The organism is Phaeovulum sp., from assembly GCF_041596715.1.
GTDB lineage: Bacteria > Pseudomonadota > Alphaproteobacteria > Rhodobacterales > Rhodobacteraceae > UBA6213.
The window spans coordinates 1-10,547 of record NZ_JBFHIA010000098.1 but is presented as its reverse complement, the minus strand read 5'-3'; the positions used below and the strand labels follow the sequence as shown (position 1 = coordinate 10,547).

General features: G+C 63.8%; 12 protein-coding genes. 8 read left to right on the top strand and 4 right to left on the bottom strand.

All coding sequences use genetic code 11. The features are described from left to right. The 4 genes from ABY403_RS08470 to ABY403_RS08455 all read left to right on the top strand — a co-directional run. On the top strand, positions 1–898 hold an 898-nt coding region (locus ABY403_RS08470), incomplete at its 5' end, for an ABC transporter permease (protein ID WP_372840342.1). Beyond that, positions 895–1,722 (top strand): ABC transporter ATP-binding protein, encoded by an 828-nt coding sequence (locus tag ABY403_RS08465; protein ID WP_372840341.1) that lies wholly within the window; start codon positions 895–897, stop codon positions 1,720–1,722. The genes ABY403_RS08470 and ABY403_RS08465, both read left to right, overlap by 4 nt. Continuing rightward, on the top strand, positions 1,722–2,471 hold the full coding sequence (locus ABY403_RS08460) for an ABC transporter ATP-binding protein (protein ID WP_372840340.1): 750 nt from the start codon (positions 1,722–1,724) through the stop codon (positions 2,469–2,471). The genes ABY403_RS08465 and ABY403_RS08460 overlap by 1 nt, the downstream gene beginning before the upstream one ends. Before the next feature lie 7 nt (positions 2,472–2,478). Next, entirely contained in the window at positions 2,479–3,549 is a 1,071-nt protein-coding gene (locus tag ABY403_RS08455) for a dipeptidase (RefSeq protein ID WP_372840339.1), read from the top strand. 6 nt (positions 3,550–3,555) lie between these two features. Here ABY403_RS08455 and ABY403_RS08450 read toward each other — a convergent pair whose 3' ends face one another. Beyond that, positions 3,556–4,653: a class II histone deacetylase gene (locus ABY403_RS08450; RefSeq protein WP_372840338.1), complete on the bottom strand. Its 1,098-nt coding sequence runs from the start codon at positions 4,651–4,653 to the stop codon at positions 3,556–3,558. Between the two features lie 67 nt (positions 4,654–4,720). Between ABY403_RS08450 and ABY403_RS08445 the strand changes: the two genes are divergently transcribed. Then, on the top strand, positions 4,721–4,969 hold the full coding sequence (locus tag ABY403_RS08445; protein ID WP_372840337.1) for a DUF167 domain-containing protein: 249 nt from the start codon (positions 4,721–4,723) through the stop codon (positions 4,967–4,969). A gap of 3 nt (positions 4,970–4,972) precedes the next feature. Here the strand turns inward: ABY403_RS08445 and ABY403_RS08440 are convergent, their stop codons facing one another. Continuing rightward, complete coding sequence (locus ABY403_RS08440) at positions 4,973–5,233, bottom strand: hypothetical protein (RefSeq protein ID WP_372840336.1); 261 nt, start codon at positions 5,231–5,233, stop codon at positions 4,973–4,975. A gap of 120 nt (positions 5,234–5,353) precedes the next feature. On the opposite strand from ABY403_RS08440, the gene ABY403_RS08435 reads away from it, so the two are divergent. Then, a complete protein-coding gene (locus ABY403_RS08435) occupies positions 5,354–5,932 on the top strand; it encodes a nitroreductase family protein (protein WP_372840335.1) in 579 nt (192 codons plus the stop codon). Continuing rightward, positions 5,917–6,642 carry an EI24 domain-containing protein gene (locus ABY403_RS08430; RefSeq protein ID WP_372840334.1) on the top strand — a complete coding sequence of 242 codons (726 nt, stop codon included), beginning with the start codon at positions 5,917–5,919 and terminating at the stop codon, positions 6,640–6,642. The genes ABY403_RS08435 and ABY403_RS08430 overlap by 16 nt, the downstream gene beginning before the upstream one ends. Positions 6,643–6,650: 8 nt before the next feature. Here ABY403_RS08430 and ABY403_RS08425 read toward each other — a convergent pair whose 3' ends face one another. Further along, positions 6,651–7,076: a heme-binding protein gene (locus ABY403_RS08425; RefSeq protein ID WP_372840333.1), complete on the bottom strand. Its 426-nt coding sequence runs from the start codon at positions 7,074–7,076 to the stop codon at positions 6,651–6,653. Then, complete coding sequence (locus tag ABY403_RS08420) at positions 7,073–9,235, bottom strand: malate synthase G (RefSeq protein ID WP_372840332.1); 2,163 nt, start codon at positions 9,233–9,235, stop codon at positions 7,073–7,075. Before ABY403_RS08420 ends, ABY403_RS08425 begins: the two co-directional genes overlap by 4 nt. Before the next feature lie 155 nt (positions 9,236–9,390). Here ABY403_RS08420 and ABY403_RS08415 point away from each other — a divergent pair. Further along, a partial coding sequence (locus ABY403_RS08415; RefSeq protein ID WP_372840331.1) for a M1 family aminopeptidase occupies positions 9,391–10,547 on the top strand: 1,157 nt, incomplete at its 3' end.

Below are 10,547 nucleotides of genomic sequence, written 5' to 3'. Positions count from 1 at the left end.
CACACGTGAATGGCTTTTGACCGAGCAACCCGCCTCGCGCCGACAGGCACGCGCGGGCCAAGCGTATCGCACATGGATCGCGTTTAGCCGGAATCGTCTGGCGATGATCGGCCTCGGCATCGTGGTGGTGCTGGTTCTGGTAGCGATGCTTGCACCGTGGCTGGCACCACAAGACCCGGTCGTGGGCGGCAGCCTGCGCACCGAGCGCCTTCTGCCCCCCTCATGGGCGCACCTGATGGGCACCGACGATCAGGGCCGCGACATTCTCAGCCGCATCATCTACGGCTCGCGCATCACGCTGCTGGTGGTGGCGCTGGTGGCGGTGATCGCCACGCCGATCGGGCTGCTGGTTGGCACGACGGCGGGTTATTACGGCGGCTGGGTCGATACCGTGCTGATGCGGATCACCGACATCTTTCTGGCCTTTCCGCGCCTGATCCTTGCGCTGGCCTTTGTGGCAGCCCTTGGCCCCGGCATTGAAAACGCCATCATCGCAATCGCCATCACCTCTTGGCCGCCCTATGCGCGCCTCGCGCGGGCCGAAACGTTGACCATCCGCACCGCCGATCATATCGACGCGATCCGCCTGCAAGGGGCGCATTCGGCGCGCATCATCTGGGGGCATGTGGTGCCCTTGTGCCTTTCGTCGGTGATCGTGCGGGTCACGCTTGATATGGCGGGCATCATTCTCACAGCAGCGGGGCTTGGCTTTCTTGGCCTTGGCGCACAACCGCCGCAACCCGAATGGGGTGCGATGATCGCAGGCGGGCGGCGCTTCATTCTTGATCACTGGTGGGTGGCAACGATGCCGGGGCTGGCAATCTTTGTCGTCTCGCTTGGCTTCAACTTTCTTGGCGACGGTCTGCGCGATGTGCTCGACCCGAAGGCACGCAAATGACCCTGCTAGATGTTCAAAATCTGACCGTCACCTTCCCCTCGCGCCAAGGGCCGCAGCAAGTGGTGCGCAACGTCAGCTTTACGCTTGGGCGCGAGCGGTTGGGTATTGTGGGCGAAAGCGGCTCTGGCAAAAGCCAGACCGGGCGCGCGATCCTTGGCCTAACACCGCCCCCCGGCCGCGCCACGGCCGACAAGCTGGCGTTTGACGGCATCGATCTGCGTGGTGCCAGCGCCAAGCAATGGCGCACCTTGCGCGGCGCACGGATGAGCATGGTGATGCAGGACCCCAAGTTCAGCCTCAACCCTGTTATGACCATCGGGCGACAGCTGGCCGAAGCGGCGCGCCGCGTCGCATCCAGCCGCGCCGAACAGCGCGAACGTGCAGTTGCAATGCTGGAAGCAGTGCAGATCCGCGACCCCGCGCGGGTCATGGCCGCCTACCCGCACGAACTTTCGGGCGGCATGGGCCAGCGCGCGATGATCGCGATGATGCTGATCACCGAGCCCGATCTTTTGATCGCGGACGAGCCGACCTCGGCGCTTGATGTGACCGTGCAAATCGAGGTGCTGCGTATTCTCGACGATCTGGTGACGACGCGCGGCATGGGGCTGATCTTCATCAGCCACGATCTTCGGTTGGTCAGTTCTTTCTGCGACAGGGTGTTGGTGATGTATGCAGGCCGCGTGGTCGAAGAACTGCGCGCCACCGAATTGCGGCAGGCACAGCACCCCTATACCCGCGGGTTGATGGGCTGTTTGCCGCGTATCGACAGCGACACACGACCGCTGCCGACCCTGCAACGCGACGAGGCTTGGGCACTCTAATGGCACTGATCGAGATTGAAGACCTGCATGTGCGCTTTGGCCCAGTCCACGCCGTGCGCGGCGTCAGCCTTTCTGTAACCAAGGGCGAGGCGTTTGGAATCGTAGGCGAAAGCGGCTCGGGCAAATCGACGGTGCTGCGCGCGATCTGCGGGCTTGCACCAACATCCGAAGGCAGCATCCGCATCGAGGGTGAGGAGCTGACCGCACCACGCCGCCCCGAGTTTTACCGCACCACGCAGATGGTCTTTCAAGACCCCTACGCCTCGCTGCATCCGCGCCACACGGTGGACCGGGTGCTATCGGAACCGCTGGCAATTCATGGGTTTGGCGACCGCGAAGCACGGGTGGAAAAGGCGCTTGACGATGTCGGGCTTGGCCAGGGCTTCCGCTTCCGCTTTCCGCACCAGCTTTCGGGCGGGCAGCGCCAGCGCGTAGCCGTGGCGCGCGCATTGATCCTCGAACCCGAGGTTCTGCTGCTGGACGAACCGACCTCGGCGCTTGATGCCTCGATTCAGGCCGAAGTGCTGAACCTGCTCGACCGGCTGCGCGCCGAACGCGGCCTGACCTATGTTCTGGTCAGCCACGACCTTGCCGTGGTTGCGCATATGTGCGAGCGCTTGATGGTGATGCAGCACGGCCAGACCGTGGAAGAGCTTACCCGTGCCGAATTGCAGGCGCACCACGCCGCAGAAGAATATACCCGCGCTCTACTGGCCGCATCCGAAGGCTTCAGCCGCGCCGCTTCATGAGGACACCATGACCTACCCCGTTTTTGACGGCCATAACGATTTTTTGCTGCGCCTATTGCGTGCGCCCGAACAGCGCGAACAGATCTGGCTCAAGGGCGATGGCGAGGGGCACCTTGATCTGCCGCGGATGCGCAAGGCGGGTTTTGCGGGCGGGTTCTTCGCGATCTACATCCCCTCGCCCGAGGCGCATGATTCACCTGATTTCGAAACGATGATGGATGCGCCCCCCTATGATCTGCCGCTGCCAGATCTGATTGGGCACGAGGCGGCGCAGCCGGTGGCCTTGGCCATGGCAGGGCATCTTTTGTGGATGGAGCGCGCAGCGAAAGGCGCGCTCAAGGTATGCCGCACGGCGGCCGAGGTGCGCGCTTGCGTCGCCAATGGCACGATCGCCGCGATCATGCATATGGAAGGTGCCGAGGCGATCGACCCCGAACTCGACGCGCTCTACAGCTTTCATGCGATGGGGCTGCGCTCTATCGGCCCGGTCTGGTCGCGACCCACTATCTTTGGCCACGGTGTGCCCTTCCGCTATCCCGGCACGCCCGATACCGGCCCCGGCCTGACCGACGCGGGCAAGCGCCTTGTGCGCGCCTGCAACGCGCTTGGCATCATGCTGGATATGTCGCATCTGAACGAGGCGGGATTTAACGATGTCGCGGCAATCTCGACCGCGCCGATCATTGCCACACATTCGAACGCCCACGCTGTTACCCCCGGCGCGCGCAACCTGACCGATCGGCAACTGGCGATGATCGCCGAGTCCGACGGTTTGGTGGGTCTGAACTTTGCCACCGTATTCCTGCGCCCCGACGGGCGCAAATCGGCCGACATGACGCTCGAACCGATGCTGCGCCATCTGGATCATCTGATCTCGAAGCTGGGGGAAAATCGCGTTGGCTTTGGCTCCGATTACGACGGTGCCACCACGCCAAAAGACATCGGCGGGGTTGAAGGCTTGCCTGTGTTTTTGGCTGCCCTTGAGGCGCACGGCTTCAACGCCGCGCTGATGCGCAAGCTCACGCATGAAAACTGGCTTGCGGCGATCGACCGTTCGCTGGTGGCGCGCCCGGGCTAGGCGCGCCTAGCCCAGCGCCGCCGCCAACCGCCCGATATGGGTGCTGACAAGGGCCACCCATTCCGGCCCCGGCTGGCGCGCGGCCAAGGTGGCGGCAAGCGGATCGGGGGCGTGAATGGTGCTGGCGGACAATTCCTCCAGCACCGCATGGCCGCAAAACGGCACATGCACCTCGGAATAGCCGCCCTCGTGCACCGCTACCAGCCGCCCACCGCAAAGCGCCTCTGCCGCGCCCATCAGCGCGCGGGTCATCAGGCGGAACGTTTCGGCACTGGCCAACATCCGCCCCAAAGGATCAACCGCCGAGGCATCGAAGCCGCAGGCGATCACGATGGCATCGGGGCGAAAGCTGGCCAATGCAGGCAACACCAACCGCTCAACAGCCTCCAGATAGCTTGCGTGGCCCGTGCCCGGAGGAAGCGGGATATTGAGGTTTGCGCCAAGCCCTGCCCCTGCCCCGCGCGCCGCCGCATCGCCGGTATCAAGCGGGAAGTTGTGGTCTTGATGCAGCGAAATGGTCAGCACATCCGGGTCTTCATAAAAGATCGCCTCGGTGCCGTTACCGTGGTGCACATCCCAGTCCACCACCGCTATTCGCTGTGCCAGCCCCGCCGCCTGCGCCGCCCGGATCGCAACAGCGATATTAGCCAATAGGCAAAACCCCATCGGCTGCGCGGGCAGGCAATGATGGCCGGGCGGGCGCGCCAGCGCATAGGCATTGCGCGCGCGCCCCTCAAGCACGGAAAAAAGCGCGCCCTTGGCAAGCCCCGCCGACAGCGCAGCAATCTCGAACCCGCCCACACCAAAGGGGGCGCGCGGCCCCATTTCGCCGCCGCCCGCATCAGAGGCGGCCTTGAACGCATCAAGGTAGGTGGCGGGGTGAACGCGCAAAAGATCTTCGCGGCTGGCGGGCGCTGCGCTTTGTTCGGCCAGTTCCGCCATCAGGCCGCTGACCCGCATCAGGTTTACCAACCGTCGCTTGGTTTCAGGGCTTTCGGGCAGACCGCCGCCGGGCTGCACCAGACCGCCCACCGGCAAGGTAAACGCATAATTGCCGCCGCCGTGCCAAAGGCAGCGTTCGTCGTGAAAGAAGGCGGTTTTCATGTGCAAATCCCCTCGGCTCTGGCGGCAAGCCTAGCTGCGCGCTAGAACCGGTGCCAGAGGAGATCGCATGGCCGAGCTTGCCCATCTCGCGCACCCCGGTGCCGAAATCGCGGTGCGCGTGACACCGCGCGCATCGCGCAACGCGTTGAATGTTGCAGACGGCGTGATCCGCATTCAGGTGACCACCGTGCCCGAAGACGGCAAAGCGACCGAGGCTGCCCGCACGCTGCTGGCAAAGGCGCTTGGCGTGGCAAAAACCCGCCTGACGCTGCTGCGCGGCACCAAGGCGCGCGACAAGGTGTTCCGACTCGACTGAAGGTCAGCCTTTGCTTTCGGTCTTGCCCTTGCGCAACTGATAGGCCCCTTCGGGAAGGTTGAGCGCCGCGGCCAGTTCGCGCAGTTGCCCCGCGCTCAGCACAACCACGACTTCGTCGCCGCTTTCGGGATCGTGCTGTTCCAGCGTCACGCAATCGTCGTAGGCGCGGATGGTGACATCCTCGATCAACCCGTCTTCGGGGCGCTCGCCCTCATCGATGAGGGTGATGACGGTCGCGTCAAATTCGTGCTCGATGGTAAACATGCGTCCAATTCTAAAGTGGATTGGCAGCAAGGGGAACCACCGTTCGGTTGGCGGGCGCGGCGCGCCCTTGTGGCCGCGCCCCCTTTGGCGCAGAAATTGCAAAGGTAATCGGAGATTGTCATGCCCGCACCCCAACCCGAGGCGCTGCGCTTTATGCAGACCCGCCGCTCGCACCCCGCCAAAACGCTGTCCGCCCCCGCCCCCACCCGCGCCGAGATGGAACCGCTGCTGAGCGCGGCACTGCGGGTGCCCGACCATGGCAAGCTGGAGCCGTGGCGGCTGATCGTTCTGGCACGCCCTGCGCTAGAGGCGCTGGCCGATGCCGCAACGGCGCGGGCCGCCGCCATCGCGATGCCCGATGAAAAGGCAGCCAAGGGAATCGACCAGTTCGTCAAAAGCCCGCTGACCGTGGCCGTGATCTTTTCGCCCAAAACCTCTGAGAAAACGCCCGAAGGCGAGCAATTGCTTTCGGCGGGCGCGGTTGCGCTGTCGCTTCTGAACGCGGCGCTTGCGGCGGGATGGGGGGCGGCTTGGCTGACCGGCTGGCCTGCCTATGATGAAACCTTCTGCCGCGACGCGCTGGGGCTTGCAGAGGGCGAGCGGGTCATAGGCTTCGTGCATATCGGCACAGCACCCGGCCCCTCGCCAGAGCGGCCCCGACCGGACGTCGCGGCGCTGACCGAATGGCGCGGGTTCTGATGCTGGGCGATTTTCTGACCGCGGTGGGCGACCTTTTTCGCCCCCGCGCGCTGGGGGTTCTGGGGCTTGGCATCGCGTTGTCGATCGCCTTGCTGCTGGCGGTTTACGCAGGCTTTGTGCAACTGATCGACTGGACCACGCCCGATGTGCTGACCCTGCCTTGGGTGGGCGAGGTGCATTGGGTGAAAGACCTGCTGTCTTGGGGCTCGCTGGCCTTCATGCTGGTGCTAAGCTTCTTTCTGATGGTGCCGGTCGCCTCGCTGTTTACCGGGCTTTTTCTGGAAACGGTCGCGGCAAGTGTCGAGGCGCGGCATTACCCGCGCCTAGGGCCCGCGCAGGGGGCAAGCTTCATGCAGGCGTTGCAGGACAGCCTCAACTTTCTGCTGCTGCTGATCGGTGCCAATATCTTGGCGCTGTTGGGCTATGTCACCCTTGGCCCCGCCGCGCCGCTGCTGTTCTGGGGGATGAACGGCTATCTGCTGGGGCGCGAATATTTTCAGATGGTCGCGCTGCGCCGCCTGCCCCGGCCCGAGGCAAACGCGCTGCGCCGCAAGTATTGGGGGCAGGTCTGGCTGGCGGGGGTGCTGATGACGCTGCCACTAACGGTGCCGGTGCTCAATTTCGTCGTGCCGGTGCTGGCGGCGGCAAGTTTTACACACTTGTTCCACCGCCTGCGGGGCGAGCGTCGCGGCGTGGTGACGCCGCGCTGAGGCGGCGCTCAGGCCTCGCCCGTCAACCCTACCGCCTTGATCCCGACGAGTGCCGCCGCCGCGTCGTTATCGGATGTGTCGCCGGTAATACCCACCGCGCCGATCACTTGGCCTGTGGCGTCGCGCACCAGCACGCCCCCCGCCACCGGCATGATGCGCCCGTCAAAGGCACCATTCAGGGCGGAAACGAAGCTCGGCTGCGATTCCGCCCGCGCCGCCAGCGCAAAGCCGCCAAGCCCCAGCATCACCGCACCGTAAGCCTTGGCGCGGGCGATCTCGAACCGTCCGGGGCTGGCACCATCGGAGCGTTCAAAGGCAATCGGGTGGCCGCCTGCGTCAACCACCACCACCGAAAGCGGTTTCATCGCGTGGTCCGCCCCATGCGCCAGCGCCACCGAAATGATCCGCCGCGCCGCCTCTAGATTTAGGCTCATGCCATTGCCTCCTTCAATTGCAAACGACGCGCGTGAAGCACAGGCTCGGTATAGCCCGAAGGTTGCACACGGCCCAGAAACACCAGATCAGACGCCGCCTGAAAGGCAAGCCCGGAAAAACTTGGCGCCATCGGCGTATAAGCCGGATCGCCTGCGTTCTGCCGATCGACCACACGCGCCATCTTGCGCAGCGCATCCATCACGGCGGCTTCGCTGACCACGCCATGATGCAACCAGTTCGCCAAAGACTGGCTCGAGATGCGGCAGGTAGCGCGATCTTCCATCAGGGCCACATCGTGGATGTCGGGCACTTTCGAGCAGCCGACCCCTTGGTCGATCCAGCGCACCACATAGCCAAGAATGCCTTGGGCGTTGTTTTCCACCTCGGCCAAGATTTCGGCCTCGGAATAGTTCACACCCGTCGCCAAGGGAATCGTCAGCAAATCACGCAAACGCGCGGGGCGGTGCATCGACGCAATCTCGCGCTGGCGGGCAAAAACATCGACGCGGTGATAATGCGTTGCGTGCAGCGTCGCCGCTGTGGGGCTTGGCACCCATGCGCAGTTGGCACCGGCCATCGGATGCGCAATCTTTTCGGCCAGCATCGCAGCCATACGGTCGGGTGCGGCCCACATGCCTTTGCCGATCTGCGCACGCCCCGACAACCCGCAGGCAAGCCCGATGTCTACGTTGCGGTCCTCGTAGGCCGAAATCCAAGGCTGGCGCTTCATTTCGCCCTTGGCGACCATCGGCCCGGCCTCCATCGAGGTCCAGATCTCGTCGCCGGTCCGGTCAAGGAACCCGGTGTTGATAAAGGCGATGCGGTGGCGCGCGGCGCGGATACATTCCTTGAGGTTGACGCTGGTTCGGCGCTCCTCATCCATAATGCCAAGCTTGACGGTATAGCGCGGCAACCCCAGCAGGCTTTCAACGCGGCTGAAAAGATCGTCGGCAAAGGCCACTTCGTCGGGCCCGTGCATCTTGGGCTTGACCACATAGACCGAGCCGCAAATCGAATTGCGCGGGGCTTCGGGTTTGCGCAAATCGTGCAGCGCGCAGACCGTAGTTGCCAGCGCATCCAGCAGCCCCTCGCCCAACGCCTTCCCCTCGGCATCAAGCACGGCGGGCGTGGTCATCAGATGGCCAACATTGCGCACCAGCATCAGCGCGCGCCCTTTCAGGCGCAGCGTGCCACCCTGCGGGGCGCTATATTCGGCATCGGGGGCAAGGCGGCGGGTGAAGATTTCGCCAGCTTTGCTGACCTCTTCAGTCAGATCGCCGCGCATCAGCCCCAGCCAGTTGCGATAGGCGACGACCTTGTCTTCGCCGTCAACCGCCGCCACCGAATCCTCGCAATCCATGATCGAGGAGAGCGCCGATTCGAGCCGCAGATCGGCGATACCTGCCGGGTCTGCGCGGCCCACGCCGTGGCTGCGATCGATCACCAGTTCGAGGTAAAGCCCGTGCTGGCGCAAAAGCACCGCCGTCGGTGCCGTTTCGCTGCCGCGATAGCCCGCGAATTGACCCGGCGCCACCAGCCCGGCATTACCGCGCGGCCCTTCGGCCATAAGCACGCCAGCCTGCACATAAAGGCGCTGCACCGCGCCCCATGCCAAGCCCGCCAAGGGTGCAACATCATCCAGAAACGCCTTGGCCCAAGCCACGACTTCGGCACCGCGCGCAGCATCGAACCCGCCCGATGGCGGCTCGCTGCCAAGCGCGTCAGTGCCGTAAAGCGCATCGTAAAGGCTGCCCCAGCGTGCGTTGGCGGCGTTCAGCGCGTAGCGCGCGTTCATCACCGGCACGACCAGCTGCGGGCCGCAGAGCGTGGCGATTTCTGGATCGGTCGGCCCGGTTTCGATGCTGAAATCGGGGCCTTCCGGCACCAGATAGCCAATTTCGCGCAAAAACGCCTCGTAGGCGTCTGCATCATGCGGTTGCCCGCGCCGCGCAAGGTGCCAAGCGTCGATTTTTTCCTGTAGCTCTTCGCGCCGTTCCAGCAGTGCGCGGTTTCGTGGACCAAACTCGGCTGCCAGCGCCGCAAGCGCCGCCCAGAATGTGTCAGGCTCGATTCCGCTACCGGGCAGCGCCTCGTTCTCAAAAAAAGCCGCAAGGCCAGCATCCAACTGCAAGCCAGCGCGCAGGCACCGCTCGTTCATGATAACTCCTCCCTAAGTGATCGCGCCCTTTATGCGCAGAACACAACACTCTGTCCAGACATCCTAGAATTGATCAAACTCTTTACCGCGAAGCTTTATTGCACCTCGCAAATCAGAGGAATACGCTGCGCGAATTGCCCAACACCGGAGTGACCATGACCAATGCTGTTGCCGCCCAGAGCGTTCTTCTGGCCGATTATACCCCCTACCCTTTCAGCCTTGATGATGTCGCGTTGCGCTTCCAGCTTGCCCCAAAGACGACGCGGGTCGCAGCCACAATTCGTATCACTCCGCATAGCCCCGGCGCGCCGCTGGTGCTGGATGGCGAAGGGTTGAAGCTGATTTCGATTGCGATCGACGGGCAGGCGCTAAGCGCCGAGGACTATCTGCTTGGCGAGACCGGCCTCAGCATCCACCCCGCAGCATTGCCTGACCAAGCCTTTACCCTGTCAACCGAGGTCGAGATTGCGCCCGAAGGCAACACCGCGTTGCAGGGTCTTTACATGTCGCGCGGCATGTATTGCACGCAGTGCGAAGCACAGGGCTTTCGCCGCATTACCTTTTACCCCGACCGCCCCGATGTGATGTCGCGCTTCAGCGTGCGCATCGAGTCTGATCTGCCGGTGCTACTGTCCAACGGCAACCCCGCAGGCCAAGGCCCCGGCTGGGCCGAGTGGGTGGACCCGTGGCCCAAGCCTGCTTATCTGTTCGCGCTGGTGGCAGGCGATCTTTTGGCCCATTCCGGCGAGTTCACCACGATGTCGGGCAAAAAGGTCGGGCTCAACATCTGGGTTCGGCGCGGCGATGAAGACCGCTGCGCCTTCGCGCTTGGCGCGCTGCAACGCTCGATGAAATGGGATGAAGACACTTATGGGCGCGAATACGACCTCGATGTATTCAACCTTGTCGCGGTGGACGATTTCAACATGGGCGCGATGGAAAACAAAGGCCTGAACATCTTTAACGCAAAGCTGGTTCTGGCCAGCCCCGACACCACCACCGACGGCGATTATGAGCGTATCGAAGGCGTTATTGCGCACGAGTATTTCCACAACTGGACCGGCAACCGCATCACCTGCCGCGATTGGTTCCAGCTGTGCCTGAAGGAAGGTCTGACGGTGTTCCGCGACCAGCAGTTCACCTCGGACATGCGCTCGGCGGCAGTCAAGCGCATTGATGACGTACTGACACTGCGCGCGCGCCAGTTCCGCGAGGATCAGGGGCCGCTGGCGCACCCGGTGCGCCCCGAAAGCTATGTGGAAATCAACAACTTCTACACCGCCACGGTCTATGAAAAGGGCGCCGAAGTGAT

Excerpts from the sequence above, each read along its gene's own strand:
- ABY403_RS08465 (WP_372840341.1), top strand. The coding sequence starts at position 895 with ATGACCCTGCTAGATGTTCAAAATCTGACCGTCACCTTCCCCTCGCGC.
- ABY403_RS08460 (WP_372840340.1), top strand. The coding sequence starts at position 1,722 with ATGGCACTGATCGAGATTGAAGACCTGCATGTGCGCTTTGGCCCAGTC.
- ABY403_RS08455 (WP_372840339.1), top strand. The coding sequence starts at position 2,479 with ATGACCTACCCCGTTTTTGACGGCCATAACGATTTTTTGCTGCGCCTA.
- ABY403_RS08450 (WP_372840338.1), bottom strand. The coding sequence starts at position 4,653 with ATGAAAACCGCCTTCTTTCACGACGAACGCTGCCTTTGGCACGGCGGC.
- ABY403_RS08445 (WP_372840337.1), top strand. The coding sequence starts at position 4,721 with ATGGCCGAGCTTGCCCATCTCGCGCACCCCGGTGCCGAAATCGCGGTG.
- ABY403_RS08440 (WP_372840336.1), bottom strand. The coding sequence starts at position 5,233 with ATGTTTACCATCGAGCACGAATTTGACGCGACCGTCATCACCCTCATC.
- ABY403_RS08435 (WP_372840335.1), top strand. The coding sequence starts at position 5,354 with ATGCCCGCACCCCAACCCGAGGCGCTGCGCTTTATGCAGACCCGCCGC.
- ABY403_RS08430 (WP_372840334.1), top strand. The coding sequence starts at position 5,917 with ATGGCGCGGGTTCTGATGCTGGGCGATTTTCTGACCGCGGTGGGCGAC.
- ABY403_RS08425 (WP_372840333.1), bottom strand. The coding sequence starts at position 7,076 with ATGAGCCTAAATCTAGAGGCGGCGCGGCGGATCATTTCGGTGGCGCTG.
- ABY403_RS08420 (WP_372840332.1), bottom strand. The coding sequence starts at position 9,235 with ATGAACGAGCGGTGCCTGCGCGCTGGCTTGCAGTTGGATGCTGGCCTT.